The organism is Cupriavidus sp. 05L310 (assembly GCF_056398185.1).
This window is the reverse complement of sequence record NZ_JBFTOX010000022.1, coordinates 44273-65007: the sequence shown is the minus strand read 5'-3', so window position 1 is coordinate 65007 and position 20735 is coordinate 44273. Positions and strand designations below refer to the sequence as shown.

General features: G+C 65.3%; 18 protein-coding genes. 4 read left to right on the top strand and 14 right to left on the bottom strand.

The features are described from left to right. Positions 1 to 146 precede the first annotated feature (146 nt). From acnB to AC1DS6_RS17535, 3 genes are all read left to right on the top strand, one after another. Positions 147 to 2732, top strand: coding sequence for a bifunctional aconitate hydratase 2/2-methylisocitrate dehydratase (gene acnB, locus AC1DS6_RS17545; protein ID WP_477102818.1), 2586 nt, complete (start codon positions 147 to 149; stop codon positions 2730 to 2732). A 987-nt stretch (positions 2733 to 3719) separates the two neighbouring features. Continuing rightward, complete coding sequence (locus AC1DS6_RS17540; RefSeq protein WP_477102817.1) at positions 3720 to 4163, top strand: thioesterase family protein; 444 nt, start codon at positions 3720 to 3722, stop codon at positions 4161 to 4163. Positions 4164 to 4238: 75 nt separating this feature from the next. Continuing rightward, positions 4239 to 5528, top strand: coding sequence for a DUF1444 domain-containing protein (locus tag AC1DS6_RS17535; protein ID WP_441636214.1), 1290 nt, complete (start codon positions 4239 to 4241; stop codon positions 5526 to 5528). 24 nt (positions 5529 to 5552) lie between these two features. Here AC1DS6_RS17535 and alkB read toward each other — a convergent pair whose 3' ends face one another. The 7 genes from alkB to fliF form a co-directional block, all read right to left on the bottom strand. Next, positions 5553 to 6206 (bottom strand): DNA oxidative demethylase AlkB, encoded by a 654-nt coding sequence (gene alkB, locus AC1DS6_RS17530; RefSeq protein ID WP_477102816.1) that lies wholly within the window; start codon positions 6204 to 6206, stop codon positions 5553 to 5555. Between the two features lie 118 nt (positions 6207 to 6324). Beyond that, positions 6325 to 7797, bottom strand: coding sequence for a flagellar hook-length control protein FliK (locus tag AC1DS6_RS17525; protein WP_477102815.1), 1473 nt, complete (start codon positions 7795 to 7797; stop codon positions 6325 to 6327). A 26-nt stretch (positions 7798 to 7823) separates the two neighbouring features. After that, positions 7824 to 8279 (bottom strand): flagellar export protein FliJ, encoded by a 456-nt coding sequence (fliJ, locus tag AC1DS6_RS17520; RefSeq protein ID WP_477102814.1) that lies wholly within the window; start codon positions 8277 to 8279, stop codon positions 7824 to 7826. After that, positions 8272 to 9771 carry a flagellar protein export ATPase FliI gene (gene fliI, locus AC1DS6_RS17515; protein ID WP_477102813.1) on the bottom strand — a complete coding sequence of 500 codons (1500 nt, stop codon included), beginning with the start codon at positions 9769 to 9771 and terminating at the stop codon, positions 8272 to 8274. Before fliI ends, fliJ begins: the two co-directional genes overlap by 8 nt. Continuing rightward, a complete protein-coding gene (gene fliH / locus AC1DS6_RS17510) occupies positions 9764 to 10609 on the bottom strand; it encodes a flagellar assembly protein FliH (protein WP_477102812.1) in 846 nt (281 codons plus the stop codon). The genes fliI and fliH overlap by 8 nt, the downstream gene beginning before the upstream one ends. Beyond that, on the bottom strand, positions 10596 to 11588 hold the full coding sequence (fliG, locus tag AC1DS6_RS17505; RefSeq protein ID WP_035865826.1) for a flagellar motor switch protein FliG: 993 nt from the start codon (positions 11586 to 11588) through the stop codon (positions 10596 to 10598). Before fliG ends, fliH begins: the two co-directional genes overlap by 14 nt. Further along, positions 11578 to 13293, bottom strand: a complete 1716-nt coding sequence (gene fliF / locus AC1DS6_RS17500) for a flagellar basal-body MS-ring/collar protein FliF (RefSeq protein ID WP_477102811.1) — start codon at positions 13291 to 13293, stop codon at positions 11578 to 11580. The genes fliG and fliF overlap by 11 nt, the downstream gene beginning before the upstream one ends. 512 nt (positions 13294 to 13805) lie before the next feature. On the opposite strand from fliF, the gene fliE reads away from it, so the two are divergent. Then, positions 13806 to 14129 carry a flagellar hook-basal body complex protein FliE gene (gene fliE, locus AC1DS6_RS17495; protein WP_477102810.1) on the top strand — a complete coding sequence of 108 codons (324 nt, stop codon included), beginning with the start codon at positions 13806 to 13808 and terminating at the stop codon, positions 14127 to 14129. Positions 14130 to 14316: 187 nt separating this feature from the next. Here the strand turns inward: fliE and AC1DS6_RS17490 are convergent, their stop codons facing one another. From AC1DS6_RS17490 to AC1DS6_RS17460, 7 genes are all read right to left on the bottom strand, one after another. Next, a complete protein-coding gene (locus tag AC1DS6_RS17490) occupies positions 14317 to 14631 on the bottom strand; it encodes an EscU/YscU/HrcU family type III secretion system export apparatus switch protein (protein ID WP_441636491.1) in 315 nt (104 codons plus the stop codon). A gap of 8 nt (positions 14632 to 14639) precedes the next feature. Continuing rightward, entirely contained in the window at positions 14640 to 15974 is a 1335-nt protein-coding gene (fliK, locus tag AC1DS6_RS17485) for a flagellar hook-length control protein FliK (protein WP_477102809.1), read from the bottom strand. 62 nt (positions 15975 to 16036) lie between these two features. Further along, entirely contained in the window at positions 16037 to 16372 is a 336-nt protein-coding gene (locus tag AC1DS6_RS17480; protein WP_477102808.1) for a flagellar protein FliT, read from the bottom strand. A gap of 1 nt (position 16373) precedes the next feature. Then, the gene (fliS, locus tag AC1DS6_RS17475) at positions 16374 to 16802 is read right to left on the bottom strand and encodes a flagellar export chaperone FliS (RefSeq protein ID WP_477102807.1); all 429 of its coding nucleotides are present in this window, start codon (positions 16800 to 16802) and stop codon (positions 16374 to 16376) included. A 33-nt stretch (positions 16803 to 16835) separates the two neighbouring features. Continuing rightward, the gene (fliD, locus tag AC1DS6_RS17470; RefSeq protein ID WP_477102806.1) at positions 16836 to 18332 is read right to left on the bottom strand and encodes a flagellar filament capping protein FliD; all 1497 of its coding nucleotides are present in this window, start codon (positions 18330 to 18332) and stop codon (positions 16836 to 16838) included. Between the two features lie 51 nt (positions 18333 to 18383). Beyond that, positions 18384 to 18749, bottom strand: a complete 366-nt coding sequence (locus tag AC1DS6_RS17465; protein ID WP_477102805.1) for a flagellar protein FlaG — start codon at positions 18747 to 18749, stop codon at positions 18384 to 18386. Between the two features lie 113 nt (positions 18750 to 18862). Continuing rightward, positions 18863 to 20560 carry a flagellin N-terminal helical domain-containing protein gene (locus tag AC1DS6_RS17460; RefSeq protein ID WP_441636472.1) on the bottom strand — a complete coding sequence of 566 codons (1698 nt, stop codon included), beginning with the start codon at positions 20558 to 20560 and terminating at the stop codon, positions 18863 to 18865. Positions 20561 to 20735: the final 175 nt, after the last annotated feature.

Here is a 20735-nt window from a genome sequence, read left to right as displayed (position 1 = left end):
GCTGCCTGGATGGGGAGGGGCTTGATTTTATTGGGTTTTACCTTGTCAACTCTTATATAAGATATAAGACGTTTGACCTAAAACGCACTTCCATTTAAAATCGCGGCACAACCGGTTTTTGCAACCCTATTACTCCGCAGGTTCCCATGCTTGAAAACTATCGCGCCCATGTTGCCGAACGCGCCGCGCTCGGCATTCCCCCTCTGCCGCTGACCGCCAAGCAGACTGCGGAACTGATCGAATTGCTGAAAGCGCCCCCTGCGGGTGAAGAGCAGGTCCTGGTCGACCTGATCACGCACCGCGTGCCGGCCGGCGTGGACGACGCCGCCAAGGTCAAGGCCTCGTACCTGGCCGCCGTCGCACTGGGCAAGGAAGCCTGCCCGCTGATTTCGCGTGCCAAGGCAGCCGAGCTGCTGGGCACCATGCTGGGCGGCTACAACATCTCCCCGCTGATCGAACTGCTGGACGATGCCGAGATCGGCACCGTTGCCGCCGAAGCGCTCAAGAAGACGCTGCTGATGTTCGACGCCTTCCATGACGTCAAGGAAAAGGCCGACAAGGGCAACGCCAACGCCAAGGCCGTGCTGCAAAGCTGGGCCGACGCCGAGTGGTTCACCAGCCGTCCGGAAGTGCCGCAAAGCCTGACCGTGACCGTGTTCAAGGTCACCGGCGAAACCAACACCGACGATCTGTCGCCGGCCCCGGACGCCACCACCCGCCCGGACATCCCGCTGCACGCGCTGGCCATGCTGAAGAACGCGCGCCCCGGCATCACCCCGGAAGAAGACGGCAAGCGCGGCCCGGTCAAGTTCATCGAATCGCTGAAGGAAAAGGGCAATCTGGTCGCCTACGTGGGTGACGTGGTCGGTACCGGCTCCTCGCGCAAGTCCGCCACCAACTCGGTGCTGTGGTTCACCGGCGAAGACATCCCCTTCGTGCCGAACAAGCGCTTCGGCGGCGTGTGCCTGGGCAGCAAGATTGCCCCGATCTTCTACAACACCATGGAAGACGCCGGCGCGCTGCCGATCGAGCTGGACGTGTCCAGCATGGAAATGGGCGACGTGATCGAGCTGCGTCCCTATGACGGCAAGGCCCTGAAGAACGGCGCGGTCGTCGCTGAATTCACCGTGAAATCCGACGTGCTGTTCGACGAAGTGCGCGCCGGCGGCCGTATTCCCCTGATCGTCGGCCGTGGCCTGACCGCCAAGGCCCGCGAAGCGCTCGGCCTGGCTCCGTCCACGCTGTTCCGCCTGCCGCACAACCCGGCCGACACCGGCAAGGGATTCACCCTGGCCCAGAAGATGGTTGGCCGCGCCTGCGGCCTGGAAGAAGGCAAGGGTATCCGCCCGGGCACGTACTGCGAACCGAAGATGACTTCGGTGGGCTCGCAGGACACCACCGGCCCGATGACGCGCGACGAGCTGAAGGACCTGGCTTGCCTGGGCTTCTCGGCCGACCTGGTGATGCAGTCGTTCTGCCACACCGCCGCCTATCCGAAGCCGGTCGACGTCAAGACCCACCACACGCTGCCGCAGTTCATCAGCACCCGTGGCGGCATTTCGCTGCGCCCGGGCGACGGCGTGATCCACTCGTGGCTGAACCGCATGCTGCTGCCGGACACCGTCGGCACCGGCGGCGACTCGCACACCCGTTTCCCGATCGGCATCAGCTTCCCCGCAGGTTCGGGCCTGGTGGCTTTCGCGGCTGCCACTGGCGTGATGCCGCTGGACATGCCGGAATCCGTGCTGGTGCGCTTCAAGGGCAAGATGCAGCCGGGCGTCACGCTGCGCGACCTGGTCAACGCGATTCCGCTGTACGCGATCAAGTCGGGCCTGCTGACCGTGGCCAAGCAAGGCAAGAAGAACATCTTCTCGGGCCGTGTCCTGGAAATCGAAGGCCTGCCCGACCTGAAGGTCGAGCAAGCATTCGAACTCTCCGACGCGTCCGCCGAACGTTCGGCTGCCGGTTGCTCGGTGCGCCTGAACAAGGAGCCGATCATCGAATACATCAACAGCAACATCACGCTGCTGAAGTGGATGATCGCCGAGGGCTACCAGGACCCGCGCAGCCTGTCGCGCCGTATCCAGGCCATGGAAGCCTGGCTGGCCGATCCGAAACTGCTGGAGCCGGATGCCGACGCCGAATACGCCGCGGTGATCGAGATCGACCTGGCCGACGTGCATGAGCCCATCTTGGCTTGCCCGAACGACCCGGATGATGTCAAGACCCTGTCGGAAGTGGCAGGCGCCAAGATCGACGAAGTCTTCATCGGTTCGTGCATGACCAACATCGGCCACTTCCGGGCGGCTTCCAAGCTGCTCGAAGGCAAGCGCGATATCCCGGTCAAGCTGTGGGTTGCACCGCCGACCAAGATGGATGCCAAGCAACTGACCGAAGAAGGCCACTACGGCGTGTTCGGTACGGCAGGCGCCCGTACGGAAATGCCGGGTTGCTCGCTGTGCATGGGTAACCAGGCACAGGTGCGCGAAGGCGCTACGGTGATGTCGACCAGCACGCGTAACTTCCCGAATCGTCTTGGCAAGAATACCAATGTGTATCTGGGTTCGGCTGAGCTGGCGGCGATCTGCTCGCGTCTGGGGCGTATTCCGACGAAGGAAGAGTACATGTCGGATATGGGTGTGCTGAATGCCAATGGCGACAAGATCTACAAGTACATGAACTTCGATCAGATCGAAGACTTTAAGGATGTGGCGGATACGGTGACGCTGTAAGCGGTACTGGTTTTCGATAGGTACGTTTTGGAAGGCCCCTTGCGGGGCCTTTCTTTTATGGTTTATTGGCGGTGTTGATGGCGGGGTGCTCCTTTTTTGAGGGCATTTGGTTTTTTTGGGGGCGGTGTTGGCCGTTGCACCCAAAGGAATACGACATCCCCCTGCGGGGGACGCCGGTCACTCTTCTTTGCTTCGGCAAAGAAGACTAACGAGAAGAAAGCCGACCCTGCCGGGGGCAGAGCAATAAGGCTTTCGGATATCGATGGTTTCGTCGTGCGGCCCGGAGTGCCGGCGGGCTTCTGCCGGTACCGGCTTGACTGACCACGAATCTGCCAGCTTCCGGGATTCGTGGTGCGACCCCCGGTAGCAGACATCACTTGCTTCACGCCGTCTGTCGCTCGCGGAGTGGCCGCCCACGAAGTTGCAGGCGCACCGGTTCCGTCGTGGGCGCGGTGGCACCGGGTGATATGCCCGAGGTCTTCACCACCGCGCCCGCCCCACCACGAAACCATTGGCAGGCGATGTGTCGTGGTGCTTCGCGCTGGTAACGGCAGATGGCCGAATGGGCAAGGATTCCGCTACCGGGGGCCGCACCACGAATCCCGGAAATTGGCAGATTCGTGACCCTGCAAGCTGGTAGCGGCAGAAGCTAGCAGAACTGCTGGCCGCACGACGAAACCACCAACGCGAAATAGCCTGATTGCTCTGCCCCCGGCAGGGTCGGCTTTCTTCTCGTTAGTCTTCTTTGCCGAAGCAAAGAAGAGTGACCGGCGTCCCCCGCAGGGGGATGTCGTATTCCTTTGGGTTCAACGACCAACACCGCCCCAAAAAAACCAAATAACATTAAAACTCCACCGATTCACCACCTATTCCAAGAATCCAAAACACATAATTCCCAACAGCCAGCGCCAAACCATTAACACTGCACCAACCTGAACAATCGCACATAATGCGGATAAAACCTCACCTAAATCCCCCCTTAGCATCATGGCCCGCCTAAAACTCGAATTCCCCGAAGACCAATACTGCTACTCCACCCACCTCACGGTGCGCGTCACCGATATAAACTCAGCCAACCACCTCGGCAACGACTCGATGATCTCGATGATCTCCGAGGCACGCGCCCGTTTCCTCTTCGAGTTCGGCATCCAGGAAACCCAGGGCGACGGCGTCGGCATCATCGTCAGCGACCTCGCCACCACCTACCGCAACGAGGCGCACGCCCGCGACCAGTTGCTGTTCGAAGTCGGGGTGATGGATTTCAATCGATACGGTGGCGACATCACTTTCCGCATCACGCGCCCGCATGACCAGGCGCTGGTGGCGATGGCCAAGTCCGGTTTTGTCTTTTTCAACTACCAGATCAAGAAGGTGGTGCCGATGCCGGAAGCGTTCTCGCGGAAATTTGCCAAGGTCAACTGGGTCGACTGAGGCCGGGTTAGCGCGGCAGGCCGCATAGCCGGGCGTGCCGGCCGCGCGGCACACGCGCGACATGGGGTAAGGTGTGTGCAATGCTATCCGCGCCACGCCATCGTCATGGGTTTCTTCGATTCGCTCTTCCTGCGCAAGCCGCCGCCGGACCGTTTCGCGGCGTATTTCATTGCCGCGGCCAGGCGCCAGGGTTTCGAGGGCCGCCTGGAATTCAACGCGGACGAGTTCCGGCTGGAGCACGGGCGCAATGCCTTTTTCAACCTCCACAATGCCTACCGGGCGTATTGCGAGACGCGCGGCGCACAGCGCGACAAGGCGCTGCACAGCTTCGTGGCGACCTTGTGCTCCAGCGGCCAGGCTACGCCAGCCTTGCTGTCGGAGGCCGGCCCCATGCTCCGCCCGCTGATCCGCAGCCGCTCGCTGATCGATGAAATCCGGCTGCATCACATGCGCACCGAGGGCGATGCCTCGAGCTTCCAGTCCGCCTGCCTGCCCTTCGGCGACGATTGCGTGATCCTCTTGGCGGTGGACTACCCGGAAACCACCTCGACCCTGTTGAACGGCCCCTCCGCCTCCTGGCAACTGAGCCTGGACCAGGCGCTGCGGATCGCGGCCGACAACCTGCGCGACCACACCGCCGAGGCCTTCGTGCAGGTGGCCCAGGGCGTGTACCAGGGCGCCTGGAGCGATGGCTACGAGGCCAGCCGCGCGCTGCTGCCGGATGTGCTGCAGCGGGTGCCGGTGCGCGGCCGCCCGGTGTTCATGTTGCCCACCCGCGAGGTACTGCTGGTGACCGGCGACCAGGACGAAGCGGGGCAGTTGCACATGGTGGAGCTGAGCCTGCAGGCTTCGCGGCAGGGCCGCACGATCTCGCCTGCCATGTTCCGCTACGGGCCCGGAGACGCCTGGCACGCGGCGCACGCCGTGCCGTCTGGCCCGGACGTGTCGCATTTCGTGCCGGCCGGCGCGCAGGCGGCACGGCATCTTGCCCACCTCAAGCGGCTGTACCAAAAGGAAGAATACGACACGCAGAAGGCTGCCATCGATCGCCTGAACGAGCACGCCGGCGCGGGTGTGTTCCTGGCGAGTTACCTGCTCTACGGCCAGCAGGACGATCCCGTGGCCTCGTTTTCGGTCGCCACCTGGACCTGCGGCGTGGACACCTCGCTGCCGCGCACGGACCGCATCGCCCTGGTGTGGCCCGATGCCGACGATGCCCCGGGGAAGACGCGGGTGGTGGCATGGCAGCAGGCGCTGGCGCTGCTTGGCGATCTGGTCGAGGAAGAAGCGCTTTATCCCGTCAGGTACCGCGTACGGGCCTTCCCCGACGAAAGCCGCCTGGCGCTGCTCGATGAAGTGGGCTGACGGGGACTGGCGCCGCGTCGCCCGCTAGCGTGTCTTGCGGAAGGTCAGGTTGATCCGCTCGCGCCCCAGCAGCGCGTGGTCGCCGTCCGCCAGCGGCGCGATGCCATGGAACGCCAGGCGCGCTGGGCCGCCCCAAACCACCAGGTCGCCATGCGCCAGCCGCACGCGTAGCGGGCGCTCGGCGCGCCGCAGGCCGCCGAACAGGAATATGGCGGGCAGGCCGAGCGAAACCGAGACGATCGGCGCGCGCAGGTCGAGCTCGTCGCGGTCCTGGTGCAGGGAGAGGCGGGTGCCGGGCGCGTAACGGTTGAGCAGGCAGGCGTCCGGCACGAAATCCGCAAAGCCGGCAGTGGCGGCGGCTTCGCGCGCCAGGGACAGGAACGCCGCCGGCATGGCCGGCCATGGCTGGCCGCTAAGTGGATCGGCCGCTTCGTAGCGGTAGCCTGTGAGATCCGAGACCCAGCCAAACGGGCCGCAGTTGGTCATGGCCACCGACATGCGCAGGCCGCCCGGCGTGATGAGGTGGCGCCATGGCGCTTGCGCGGCAATGCCGCGCACGGCGTCCAGCAGGTTCTGGTCATGCTCGCGCGCGAAGCCGCGCAATACCACCGCGCCGGGCACGATCGGCTCGGCATGGGGTGCGTCTTGCGGCAGGGAATCGAACAGGTCAAAGGTCATGGCGTTCTGGCGGGCGGGCGCTGCAGCCCTGCGCTAAAACGACATGGTAAGCGCGAACGCGCGTGGCTGCTGCGGGGGTTGCGGCATAGGCGCCGCAGCCCCCGTCGCTCGCGTCCGGTCAGGCGAAGGTGTCGACCTCGCCGCGCGCGAGGGTGCGTGCCACCGGCGCGGCGGGGCCGGCATTGACAGGCGCCGTGGTGGCGCCTGCCAGCGTGCCGAAGCCGCTTTGCGGGCTGCCGGGCTGGCGTTGCTGTTGCTGCTGACCGTTGCCGGCCTGGCCGGCAAAGCTGTCGGCGCCGACCGAGGTCTGGCCAAGCTGGATGCCGTTGTCCGCCAGCGCGGTGCGCAACTGCGGCAGCGCTGCTTCGACCGCGGCACGCACGGCCGCGTGGGGCGAGACGAACTGGGCCTGGGCGTGGTCGTTGACGACGTTGAGCACGACCTTGAGCGGGCCGAGATCGGGCGGGTTGAGCTGCAGCTCGGCGGTGTGGTTGCCCTGGGTCGACAGGCGCACCATCTGCTGGCCGAGCGCTTGCGGCCACTGGCCGTCGCCTACCGGCGGGGCGATCGGCAGCGAGGTGGCTGGCGACAGGCCGCCGGCGGTGGGCGCCTGGCTCGCGGCCATGGTGCTGGCGGCCATCATCGGCGTAGCGGTCACGCCGGCGGGCGCGGCTTCCGTGCTGGCCGGCTCGGCGGCGCGCGTGGCTGCGGCCAGTTGCATCGGGTTGGCTGGCGCGGCGGTGGCGGCAACCTGAGGCTTGCTGTCCTTGCTGGCTTCACCAAGCTGGAGCTGGGCCTTGTACGGCTGGCCGGCGGTGTCCTGCTGCCCGGCGCCGGACTGTCCCTTGCCGGCTTGCTGGCCCGCCATTGCAGCCGCGAGGCTGGCGGCCAGGTCCGGGCTGGCCTTGGCAGCGTCGCCGGCCGGCGTGGCAGCCGGCTTGTCCGTGGCCGCGGCCTGGGTGCTGGCCGGGGTTTGCGGCGCGGGCTGCAGCGCGGCGCGCTGGGAGGCGATGGTGGCCAGCGTATCGGCTGCCGCCGAGCTTGCCGGTGCGGCGGCGTCGGGCGTGGTGGCTGCGGTGGTGGCCAGGGCGGGGGCCTTCAGGTCCTTCAGGCCGGCCTGGGTGGCCAGGGCAGCCGTGCCGGGCAGTCCGGCCGCGGCAGTTTGCGCGCCGTTGGCCGCCGGCGTGGCAGGCTGGGCCGCTTGTGGCGCCAGCAGGGCGGCAAGCGCAGCGGCGGCGGAAGTGGCGGCGGGGTCCGCCGCGACTTCCTGGCCCTGCTCGTCTTCCTTGTCCTGGCGGCGCGGCGGCTTGGCAGCTACCGCGTTGCCTTGCGCGGCTTGCGTGGCTTGGGCAGGACCGTTGTCGGCGGCGGCGCCGTCCTTGCCGTTTGCGTCGGCGCGGGCAGGGACACTGTCGGCGCATTGATTGCTGCCGGCGCTCTGGTTGCTGCTGGTGCGGTCCTCGCTGCGGGCGCGCGCCAGCGCATCGCCGAACCCCTGCGGCTTCGCATCGGCGCTGCCGGCGTTGTTGGCGTTGCGCGAGGAGGCCGCCGTGCTGGCGGCATTGCTGACAATCTGGCTGATATCGATCATGTTGGGATTCGGTCTTGCTGGGCGGCTTAGCGGTGGCGGCCCGCGACTTGCAGGCGGGCCGCGCGGGCGGCGTATTCGTCGGTGTCGCGTTGTTCGCGACGCGTGCCGGCTAGGTGTTCGCGCGTCTCCGCGCGGGTAATCAGGGTGTCGAATGAGTTCTGGCGGCGTTTGTGCTGCTGCCAGTTGGCGCGCCCGGCGAGCAACTGCGCCTCGGCCCTGGCCAGCGATTCCGTCTGCTGGCGAATGGCGGTATCGAGCGAGGCCAGGAACTGCGCAAAGTCCTGCCAGCGCGTGGAGGTCATGCCGTCTTGCGCGATGGCCTGCATGCGCTCGCGGTATTCCTGCCGGTACTGGGTGAGCGCGGCCAGTTGCTGCTCCGCCTGGTTGCGCAGGCCTTGCAGCCGGCCCAGCTCGCGCGCGGCGGCATCCGTATCGTTCAGGGCCAGGTCGGCCAAGGTATTCAATGCAGATGGCTTAGCCATGTTCACTCCGTTGGAAGAGACTATGCAACTGGCCGATCGAGTCGCCGTAGCCGGCGCGCTCGTGGATGTCCTGCTGAAGGAATGCTTCCATCTGCGGATGCAGGTGGATGGCGAGATCCAGTTCCGGATCGTTGCCCGGCACATAGGCGCCCACGCTGATCAGGTCGCGGTTGCGCTGGTAGCGCGACATCAGCTGCTTGAAGCGCCGCACCGAGGCAAACTGCGGCGGCTCGATCAGCGCCGTCATGGCACGGCTGATCGAGGCCTCCACGTCGATGGCAGGGTAGTGGCCGGATTCCGCCAGGCTGCGCGACAGCACGATATGGCCGTCGAGAATGGCGCGCGCGGAATCCGCGATCGGGTCCTGCTGGTCATCGCCCTCGGTCAGCACCGTGTAGAAGGCGGTGATCGAGCCGCCGCCTTCGGGGCCGTTGCCGGTGCGCTCCACCAGGGTGGGCAGCTTGGCGAACACCGAGGGCGGATAGCCCTTGGTGGCGGGCGGCTCTCCGATGGCCAGCGCGATCTCGCGCTGGGCCATCGCATAGCGCGTGAGCGAGTCCATGATCAGCAGCACATGGCGGCCCTGGTCGCGGAAATACTCGGCCAGGCGCGTGGCATAGGAGGCGCCCTGCATGCGCAGCAGCGGCGAGGTGTCGGCCGGCGCGGCCACCACCACGGAGCGCGCGCGCCCCTCCGGTCCCAGGATGTTCTCGATGAAGTCTTTCACTTCGCGGCCGCGCTCGCCGATCAGGCCGACCACGATCACTTCGGCGCTGGTGTAGCGCGCCATCATGCCCAGCAACACGCTCTTGCCCACACCGGAGCCGGCGAACAAGCCCATGCGCTGCCCGCGGCCCACGGTAAGCATGCCGTTGATGGCGCGTACGCCCACGTCCAGCACGGTTTCGATGGGTGCGCGCGACAGCGGGTTGATCTGCGTGCCGCCAAGCGTGACCTCGGTGGCCGCGGTGATGGGGCCTAGCCCGTCCAGCGGACGCCCGGCCGCATCGAGCACGCGCCCGAGCAGGCCTTCACCCACGGGCAGGCGTTTCGAGCCCGGTTCGCGCGGGGTGGTGTCGCCGCTGGGCAATGGCGTGGGTTCGAGCGGATAGACGCGCGCGCCGGGCACCAGGCCCACCACGTCGGACTGCGGCATCAGGTAAAGCCGGTCGGCGCCGAAGCCGACCACTTCCGCCTCGGCCAGGCGCGGGCCGGAGGGCTTGCCGGACATCTGGCCGCCGGGCAGTTCGATCAGGCAGTCGCTGCCCACCGGCAGGCGCAGGCCCACGGCTTCCAGCACCAGGCCGGCGGCGCGGGTGAGGCGGCCGCAACTGCGCTTGCTGTCGATCTCGGCAATGCCGGCCGAGGCCGCGGTGAGCGCGTCGCGCCAGCGCTGGCCATGCAGGCCCGGCACGCCGGCAGCGGTGAAGTCCGCGGTGGAGTCCGCCGTGAAGTCCGTAGTGAAGTCCTTACGGGCCGCGCTATCAGGCATGGGGCGGCTCCCACGGGTCGTCGCGCCCAAGCGCCTTGACCACGCGGCTCCAGCGCGTGGACAGCGTGGCATCGAGCTCGCCGCTGGCGGCGCTCGCCACGCAGCCGCCGCGCGCCACCGCCGGGTCGGCGCGCACGCTCCAGCCGGCGGCTTGCAGCTCGCCGGCCAGGTGGGTTTCCACCAGCGCGACGTCGTCCGGATTGAGCAGCAGGCAGGGCGAGCCCGACAGCGCCGGCTCGGCCGCCAGCAGTTCGCGCACCGCGGGCAACAGGATGGCGGGATCCGCCAGCACGGCCTGCTGCACGAGCTGGCGCGCCACATCCAGCGCCAGGGCGATCAGGGTCTGGGCCACTTCTTCGTCCACGCGTCCAAGCGCGTGGCTGAAGGTCGCGGCGAGTTGTTGCAGGTGGGAGGCTTCGCTGCGGGCGCCTTCGAGGCCGCGCGCATAACCTTCGCGGTGGCCGTCGCCGTAGCCCTGGGTCTGGCCCTGGGTATAGCCCTGGGCGTAGCCTTCCTTGCGCGCGCCTTCGCGCATGGCGTCGAGCGCGGCAAAGTCGATCGGCGGCGGCGCCGGCTCGAAGGGCAGGAACTCGGTCGGCTCCGGCTCGGCCTTGCGTGGATCCAGCGACACCATCTGCCAGCGCTGCCAGCCGTTCTTTTGCTCGCTGCGGTCCGCCGGCGCGGCAAAGCTCTCGAAGCCGGTCTCCCGTGGCGTGGCGCGGTTGCCCGCGCCGCGGCGCCCGCCGGCGTTGCCGCGCTGGTCGCCGCGTGTTTCGACGTAGTCGCTGTCCGCGGCAAGGTCGCGGAACTGGCGCAGGGCACGTTCAGACGTAGGCATCGTCGCCACCACCGATTACAACTTCGCCGGCTTCGGCCAGGCGTCTTACCACCTGGAGGATGTTCTTCTGTTCGGCCTCGACCTGCGAGACCCGTACCGGGCCCAGCGCTTCGAGGTCTTCGCGCAGCATTTCGCCGGCGCGGGTCGACATATTGCGGATGAACTTGTCGCGCAGTTCCACCGGCGCGCCCTTGAGCGCGACGATGAGCGATTCCGTGGCCACTTCCTTGAGCACCCGCTGGATGCCGCGGTCGTCCACTTCGAGCAGGTTCTCGAACAGGAACATTTCGTCGATGATCTTCTGCGCGAGGTCGGCGTCGTGCAGGCGCACGCCTTCGATCACCGCTTCTTCGTGGGCCGTGCTCATCAGGTTGATGATCTCGGCCGCCGTGCGTACGCCGCCCATGCGGCTGCGCTTGAGGCTCTGGCCCGCCAGCAGCTTGGTCAGCACGTCGGTCAGCTCCTGCAGCGCCCCCGGCTGCACACCGCCGAAGGTGGCGATCCGCAGGATCACGTCCTGGCGCAGGCGCTCGGTGAACATGCCGACGATCTCGGACGACTTCTGCCGGTCCAGGTGAATCAGGATGGTGGCGATGATCTGCGGGTGTTCGTCGCGGATCAGTTCGGCCACCGAGGTGGAATCCATCCAGTTCAGCGAATCGATGCCGGCGCCCGGGTCGCGCGATTCGAGGATGTCCTCGATCACCGACAGCGCGCGTTCCTCGCCCAGCGCCTTGTTCAGCACGCTGCGGATAAAGGCGCTCGAATCGACGTTGAGCGCGAGGTACTGTTCGGTTTCCGCGCGGAACTCGGCCAGCACCGAGGACATCTGCTCGCGCGTCACCGAGTTGAGCGTGGCCATCGCCGCGCCCAGGCTCTGCACCTCGCGCGGGCCGAGGTGCTTGAATACTTCCGCTGCGGCATCTTCACCGAGCGACATCATCAGGATGGCGCTCTTCTGCAATCCTTCATCGGTCATCGCTTGACATCCAGTTCTTGATCACACTGGCAACCAGGCGCGGGTCGCGTTGCGCGGCGTCACGCACCAGGGCGAGATCGCTTTCATATTTAGCGGCGAGCCGCAGGACTTCCGGATTGGCCGGCTCTTCAGGCGGCAGCAAGATGGCTTCGTTGCTGTCGGTTTTTTCCTGTGGCGGTGGCAGCGGCGGCGCGGTGTACTTGCGCAGCACCGGGCGTGCCACCTTGAACCACACGAACAGCGCCAGCAGGGCCAGCAGCAGGTAACCCGCACCGGTCTTGGCCAGCGCGATCATCTCGGGCTGCTTCCACAGCGGCAGTTCCGGCTTGATGTCGGTATCCGCGGTGAACGGGCTGTTGACCACGTTGAGCGAGTCGCCCCGGTCGGCCGAGAAGCCCATCGCTTCCTTGGTCAGGTTCTCGATCTGGGCAAGCTGCGCGGCGGGCAGGGCTTCGGACACGATCTTGCCGTTGGCGCCGGCCTTCTGGCGGTAGTTCACCACCACCGCCACCGACAGGCGCTTCACGCCGCCCGGTGCTTGCTGCACATGGCGCACGGTGCGGTCGAGTTCGTAGTTGGTGGTGGCGTCGTGGCGGCTGCTGCTTGGGCCGGTCTGGGCCGTGGCGGTGGCGCCGGCCTGGGCCTGGCCGGGCTGAGCCTGCTGGCCTTGCTGTCCCGGCTGCTGTCCTAGCTGGTTCGGCTGCCCCGGCCGCGGCGGCTGGGCCGTGGCGATCGGTGCCGTGGCCGGCGCGGGCGGCTGGTTGGACAGCGCGCCCGGCACGCCGCCGACCGGCGCCGCGCCTTGCTGGCTCGATTCGCTGGACTGCTGGCTGCGGATGGCGGCGCGGGTGGGGTCCTGGTTAGGCTTGAAGGACTCGTCGGTGTGCTCGACGATGGAGAAATCCACGTCGGCGGTGACTTGCGCCTTCACATTGTCCTGGCCGAGGATCGGCGCCAGGATGGCTTCCACACGCTGCGCGTAGTTGCGCTCCAGCGCCTGCACGTACTTGATCTGGCCGGCATCGAGCATGCGCTCGTTGGTGCCGCTGCCCGACAGCAGGTTGCCGTGCTGGTCGACGATGGAGATCGACTTCGGCGTGAGTTCCGGCACGCTGGACGAGACCAGGTGGCCGATCGCGGCCACCTGGCCGTCGTCGATGGCACGGCCCGGATAGAGCTGCAGCACCACCGAAGCGGTCGGCTTCTGGCGATCGCGCACGAACAGCGTGGGCTTGGGAATGGCCAGGTGCACGCGCGCCGACTGCACCGCGGCGATCGACTCGATCGAGCGGGCCAGCTCGCCCTCCAGGCCGCGCTGGTAATTGACCTGCTCGGCAAACTGGCTGATGCCGAACTTCTGCGTATCCATCAGCTCCATGCCGGTGGTGCCGCTCTTGGGCAGGCCTTGCGAAGCCAGGCGCAGCCGGGTCTCGTGGACTTTCTCGGAAGGCACCATCACCGCACCGCCGCCTTCGGCGAACTTGTACGGCACGTTCATCTGCTGCAGGGAGGCGATGACGGCACCGCCGTCCCGCTCGGACAGGTTGCTGTAGAGAACCTTGTAGTCCGGCGCACGCGACCACAGCACCCCGACCGCGATGGCCGCGGCAAGAGCCGCGCCACCCAGCATCAGGGGCAGGCGCGGATTGGTCTTTAGACGCGCGAACAGCTCGGATTTGTTCGACAGGGCTGTCACGGCGTTCATGCGCGCGCCCCCGTCATGGCCGGGCCGGCATGGGCCAGGACCGGCTGGGCCGGATGGCGGGCGCCGCTCTGGCTGCCCTGTCCACCCCGGCATGCCTGGCTAACCCTGGCTTCGGCATGGCTAAGATCACGCTGCTGACAAAACACGCGTACTCCCCGCGATAGTTGATGAGATTCGGGTCCCGGACCCGGCGCGCAAAGGTAGCGGCATCCCAGATTCGGCACGGTATCGATGATCAGCGAAGGCGGGTATCGACAATTCGGTGAATAGGCGTCGTTTTCCACTCGAATTCGCGCAATGGCCCGGCTGGGGCCGCGGGTAGGCTTCGGGGGCTGGCACTGGCGGCGCGCGCGGATGCGGTATTTGTGGTGTTGGCGGCGCATCGCGGCAGGTTTGCCGGCAGCGGCCCGGGCAGGATGCCCGGCGTAACCCTTAATGACTTTTTCTCGAACCGGTTTCCCCCGGACAGCCAGGGCTGGCCTTTGGGCGGGGCGGGTTCCAAGCGGATCGCCATGACTACCATCTCTTCCATCGACGGCATGTTGCAGCAACTGCGCGGACTGGCCCAGAGCGCCACCGGGCAGGAAAGCCACGCTGCGTCCGCCGCCTCGCCGGGCAGCTTCGCCGGTGAACTGCAGCGCTCGCTGGCACGCATCAGCAGCGTGCAGGAGCATGCCTACGGCCAGGCCGAGGCGTTTGAACTGGGCAAGCCCGGCGTTGCGCTCAATGACGTGATGATCGATATGCAGAAGGCCAATGTGTCGTTCCAGACTGGGGTGCAGGTGCGGAACCGGCTGACGGCGGCTTATCAGGAAATGATGAATATGACTGTCTGAGCAAGCGTCGGGCGCGCGCTATTGCGCGCCTGTTGCCATGCTGCCCACGGGCGGCGTGGCGGCGCCAGGCAAATTGAAAGGCGGACCAGCCGGATACAGATCCGGCGCGGTCCGCCTTTTTGCTTTGGTGATGAGAAGCAAATGGCGATGCTAAGGAGGAGCACCAGAGCTTGCCAACGGCCACCGCTCAGGCGGCCTCTCCTCGTTCCAGCCTGTACAGCCAGGCCAGCAGTTCCGCTACGGCGACATAAAGCTGTGGCGGAATATGGGAATCGAGATCGACTTGCATCAGCAAGCTGACGAGTGCCGGCGAGTCGTGCACGTAGACGCCAGATTCGCGTGCGCGCGCAATGATGGACTCCGCCACCACGCCGTAGCCCTTGGCCACCACGCGCGGCGCCGAATCGTCGGCCGCGTAGGATAGGGCAATCGCGGCGCCGCGTTGCGGGTTGCCATCGCTATTGCTGCTGTAGGTGTTGGTGCTTCCCGGTTCGGCCGGCATATCGTTGCTCATGCTCCGCTTCCCGGCTTCGCCGGCACGCCGGTCTCCACGTTCAGCCGCATCAATACGAGTCCATTGGCCGAAATATTGCTGGATAGTTCGCTGCGCGCGTCGTTAAGGCGGCTGGCGACGCCGGAGTCCGGTGTGACCACGCGCGCTTCCAGGCCGGTGCCGTTTAGCCACAGGCGCGCTTCCACCGTGCCCAGGGATGGCAGGGTGAGCAGCAGGCATGTCGACCAGGCGGCCTGGCCAGCCTGCGCGCCACTGCTTTCGTCTTTATCGCCACGGCGGATTTCCCAGTCCATGGGCGTGCCCGGCCAGGCTTCGCCAACCCAGCGGAACTGCTGGCTGGCCAGCAGCTCCAGCTGCTGGCGTACGGTGCCCTCGGTGCCGGGGTGCACCACGGGACTGGACTGCGGGTTGTTGCTCGCGTGGTTGGCGGCCTCGCTGCTATCGAAGGCGCGCATAACACTATGCGTCTCGGCACGATGGCTGCGGCCGCTGTCACTCGCATCCTGGGCCGCCGCCTGGTAGGCCTGGGCGGCGTGGTTTGCCAGCGTGGCAATCCGGGCAGCTTCGCGCGCGTGCGGCGGAATGGCAAGGCTGGCTGGCGGCGAGTTGTCCGGTGTGCCGTTGCTGTGCGCCGCGCCATGCCTGACTGGAACCGGGTTGCCCCCGGTGTCTTCCGTAACCGCGGCCTCTGCTGGAACTGCTCCCGCAGGGTTGGGCAACGTGGCCCCGGCCAGTTGCGCCGTGCTCGCGGTGTAAGCCGCCGGCGCCGGCAGCAGCAACACCGGCTGTGCCTGGACGGGCTGCTGCGGGGCGGGATTGCCGGCCAGGGGCGGCTCGCCCGGCCTCGGTTGATTGAAAGCAGCCTGGGGTGCCTTCAGCACGTCGGCCAGAGGACGGTTTCCGCTGACCCACTCGGCCAGGTGGCTTTCGTAGAAGAGGCCGCTGTGCTGGACCAGTCCGGCCAGGGCGGCGCGCACTGTGGCCGGATTCGGTGCGCCGGCGGGCGACGGCAGCATTGGGGCCGCGGCCCGTGCGGGCTGCGCGTCGGTACGGTCAAGCAGGTCGAGAATGGTGCGTGCGGCAAAACTGAGCGTTTCGCGCGTCGAGCCGGTCTGAGCGCTTCGCCCGGCTGCGGCCGTATCCGACTGCAGCGCATCGACGCCGCGGCCTTGAATCGTGCCGCCGCCGGCGGTCTGGCTTTCGCCAGGGGCAATCTTGCCGGTGGGCAGCAGGGCCTCCAGCTTGGAGACCGAGAGCGCATTGCGCAGCCCTTGCGGGTCTGCGCCGCGCAGGAGGGCTGCCGGGTCCGGCGAGATGGGGATGCCGGTCATGGCGATCAGCCTTTAGCGTTCTGAGCGTACTGGGTGTTTCGGGCGTGCGGGCCAGCGTTGCCTCAGGCGGCAACACTGCCATAGGCTTGGTGCAGATCATGCTGGCGGCGCGCATTGCCCAGCAGCGCGCCCAGCCTGTTCATTTCCGGTGTCAACAGGTTGCGGATGGCAGCGTCGTAGCCAAGTATGCGTTCCAGCCGCTGATACCGGTCCATCCGTTCGCGATCCGAGATGGGCACGCTGTGGTCCAGGCGGCGGAGTTGATCCACCTGGACGGTGTAGACCTGCTGCAGTTCGTTCATTGCAGTCCAGTTCCCGGCGCGTGCCAGCTCGAGCATCTGCTCGGCAAGCAATTCCAGTTCCCGGTAGCAATTCAGGATCGGGCTCAATGCGGTCATCTCAGCGCTCCGTAGCAAGCGACAGGTGTGGGGTAGCGCCATCGGGGGCGTTGCTCATCTCGGACCAGGCGGAAGCCAGGTTCCCGAGCAAGCCGTCCACTTCAGTCAGCAGGGCGGGATCGTTGCGCAGGTTGGCCAGCAACAGGCGCCGCGTCATGTAGTCATAGAGCTGTTCAAGGCCTGCCGAAATCTCACCGCCTTGCTCGTGATCGAGCGCGGCGTTCAAGCCGTTGTCAATGATGTTGATGGCCCTGGTGATGGCGTTGCCCTTGGCCGACACATCGCTGGCAGCCATATGGAACTTCGCCTGGGCAATGGCGGTGCGGGCGCCATCGTAGAGCATCGCGATCAGCTTCTGGGGGCTGGCATCCATGACGCCAGTCTGGACACCGACTTGGGCATAGGCATTAATGGCGTGACGAGCATACATGGCGATCGATTCCCACGTTCGGTAAGGGTTGTGTTACTTGCTGCTGTTGGAGTTGTTCAGCGCATTGAACTGTTGGGTCAGGTATTTGCTGGTGTTGTTCATTTGGGACATGATCAAGTCCAGATTCGTGAACTGTGCCTTGTATTGCGCCACGGTGGCGTTGATGCGTGTCTGTGTTTCGCTGTATTGAGCGCTAAGCGACTTCAACGTTTGCGTGATGCCATCGGTCGCGTTCGTCAGGGTACCCTTGGTGCCGGTCAGCGAGGTCACCAGGCTATTGATCTGGTTGCCATAGCCGTCCTTGCCGTTAGCGTTGGAGAACAGGCCGGCTACACCATTTGGGTCCTTGGTCAATGCGCTGGTCAGCTTGGTGGCATCGAAGGCCATCGTGCCATCGACCTGGAAAGTCACGCCGATGTTTGCCAGTCCTGTGAGCGCGCCGGAGCCACCCGTCTGTGGCGTGTTCAGGATGCCGCGCATCTGGCCCTGAATCAGCCGCAGCGTCGCATCGCCGGTCAACGGGGAAGCGCTTTGGCTGGTGGGATCGTAATTCGACAGACTCGCGGCGGTCTTTTGCAGATTGTTGTAGGCGGTGACGAAGCTCTGCACAGCCGTCTGGATAGTCTTGACGTCGCGTTGCACCGTGACCGTGGTGGTTCCCCCTTGCGTTAGCGACAGCGTGACACCCTGGATGGCGTCGGTCACGGTGTTGCTGGTGCTCTGGACTGCAATATTGTTGACGGTCAACTGTGCATTCTGGGCAACGATCGTTTGCTGCATGCTCTGCACTTCATTGCCGGTCAGATCCTGGTTTTTGCCGGGACTATAGCTCACCAGGTCAGACAGTTTTGTGCCGCCGTCAGTCTCCGCTACGGAGATCCGCATGCTGCTATTGGCGCCGGTGGCGTTGGACGTCAGCACCAGACGGTATGGCGTGCCGCTGCCGTCGTTGACGATGCTGGCGGTGACCCCCCCATTGGCCTTGTTGATGGCGTCGCGGATGCCCTGCAGCGAGTTGTTGGTGCTATCGATCTTGATGTCGAAGCCGCTGGTGCCGGATGCCGGCGGCGGATTCGCCGCGAACGTTGCACCGGTGTACTTGCCGGTCGCCGGGTCCAGCGTACCGCCGGTGATCGTCCCGAAGTCGATATGAATGGTACCGGTGCCGATCGCATCGGTCAGCTTGGCCTGCCCGGCGGACACCAGTGATTGTGACTGTGCCAGGGACGACACGTTGACAGCATAGGTGCCCGATACCGCGGAGGTGCTTCCGACCGCGCCAAGCACATTGGCGGCGGACGATGTAGCGGTCGTCGAGTTGAAGAAGTTCGGATCGGATAGTTGCTTAGCCGCCCCCTGGAATGCCGACAGCATGCTCTGCACCTGACCGTAGGCCGACAGCTTCGCCTGATAGCTGGTGGCCCGGTTCTGGATGGCCGTGAGCGGTGCCTGTTCCGCCGTGGTGAGCTGGTCCAGCAGGGTGTTCAGGTCCAGGCCGGAGCCCACGCCAAGGTTCGAGATGGTTGCCATATCGTTCTTATCCGGGAAATTACTTAAACAGGGCTGAGCCGGCTACCGGTCTCAGGCTTCTTGATGTACGAACAAGCCTTGCGCCTTTTGCAGGGCGTGGGCGATGCGCATGACCTCTTCAGAGGGCAGTTGCCTGATGACGTCGCCGGTGTCCTTGTCCACTACCTTGGTGATCACGCGGTGGGTATCCTGGTCGATTTCGAACTCCACATTGAATGCGGTGGTGCGCAACAAATCCTTCAGGTGCTGGATGGCAGCGTCTTCGGTCATGACAGGAGCTGCTTGTTTGTTTGCGCCAGCCTGCGTGCCAGCGCTGTTATCGCTCGCGGGTAAGGCAGAGGGCGTGCCATCGCGGCCTGCGGGAGGCAGGGCCGGGGAGAGCGGCAGCGGCGGGATCAAGCTTGTCGGATTTGCCATGACCGTTGTCGGGGGTGGGTTCGAAACGCTTTCGCAGGGCACAGGGGCCCTGCGAAAACACTCCGGCACAAGGCCGGGCTTGTAGCCCGGCCCTGCTGCTTCGTGTTACTGCATTAACGCAGCAGCGACAGCACGCCTTGCGTGGTCTGGTTCGCTTGAGCCAGTACCGAGGTACCAGCTTGCTGCAGGATGTTGCCGCGGGTCATGTTGGACACTTCCGTAGCGTAGTCAGCGTCTTGAATACGCGAGCGCGACGACGACAGGTTGGTGATGGTCGTGCCAAGGTTGGCGATGGTGGAATCCAGACGGTTCTGGATCGCACCCAGCGAGCTGCGCAGCTTGTCAACCATCGACAGGGCCTTGTCGAGGACGTCCAGCGGATTGGCGGTGGAGGTCTTACCGCTCGTAGCGTTGAGGGTGAACTTCCCAGCGTTCGCCGAGTCTTCATATACCGCGTTCGCCGAGCCATCGGTCACCTGGCCGTTGCTGTGAACGAACAGCTTCTCGGCCGTGTTGGTGGTAAGCGCGCCGTTCATATCAACATTGACCGGGTTACCACCCGTCGTAACCGCACCGCCAGCTGCGGTGATGTAGGTAGCGCCACCGAGCACCGTAGTGATTGCATTGGCGCCGTTGCTTGCTTGAACCTGAGTTGTCAGGGCTGCCGCCGAGATATGCAGATTAGTCGCATTTGCCGTCGCAACGCCGCCAGTGAACGCGTAGCTGGGAGCGTTGGCCGCGTTGCCCACGGTGATTGAGCTCAACTTACCGGCTGCACCCGATGTGCCGATTGCCTTGATCAGGTCGCCAGCGCCGCCGCCGTTGTTGATATCCGCCTGCGTGAGGGTGCCGGCCAGATCGTTCTCGGTCAGGTTGCCTGCAGCGTCCACAAACAGCTTGTTACCGCTGGTGGCCGAGGTCAGCATGCCATTGCTGTCAATGTTGGCGGAAACCGCTTGATTGTTGCCGATTTTGATCGACACATTGGTAACGTTCCCAGCAGCCGGCTTCAGGTCGCTCGAGATGCGCGCGGCAGTACGTGCCGTGTCGGCAAAGGAGAAGTCCGTGCCGTTATAGGTGTAGTTTGCGATGGTGGCAATGCCGGCGTCGTTGACCGTATCACCAGTAGCAACCTTGCCGAGCACATTGGCCAGCGTGGCGCTGTCAGCGCCAGTGTAATTCTTGGAGTAGGCGGTGGTGCCGTTGGTCGTTGCGCCTGCGGTAAAGCCGGCTGCCAGCAGGTCCTGGCTGGTAGCGGCCGTATTCGGCGTGCCGGTGCCAGACACGTTGAAGCCGGTCATGTTCAGCGTCTTCGTGCTGATTTCCTGCAGATTCACCGAGATGGTCTGGCCGTCGCTGGCGCCAACTTGAATGTTCAGGGGCTTTGCCGAGCCAGACAGTACCTTGACGCCGTTGAAGTCGGTCTGCGTGGAGATGCGGTTGATTTCGTCCATGCGCTGGCCGATTTCATCCTGGATCGACTTCAGGTCGTCTGCCGAATTCGAACCAGTCGCTGCTTGCACCGACAGGGTACGGATACGTTGCAGGTTGTTCGTGACTTCGGTCAGCGCGCCTTCAGTCGTTTGCGCCAGCGAGATGCCGTCGTTAGCATTTTGCTTGGCTTGGGTCAGGCCGTTGATGTTGGCGGTGAAGCGGTTGGCAATGGCCAGGCCGGCTGCGTCGTCCTTGGCGCTGTTGATGCGCAGGCCCGACGACAGGCGTTGAATCGCCGTGTTCAGTTGCGATTGCGATGCATTCAGGTTGTTCTGAGTCATCAGAGACAACGAATTGGTATTAATGACTGACGCCATGGTACGACTCCTATATGCAGTGATTTATGCAGTCCGGCGGGTGCCGTAACGTTGGCTGACTGCGTTGCAGTGCGTGTAGTGCCTCCGTTGTTAGGGTTATCGACCGGGGCGGGAAAAGATTTAGTGTGATCTTTGGGGCAATGTGCAGAAGTTTTTTCGCGGATAGCTTCCGAGC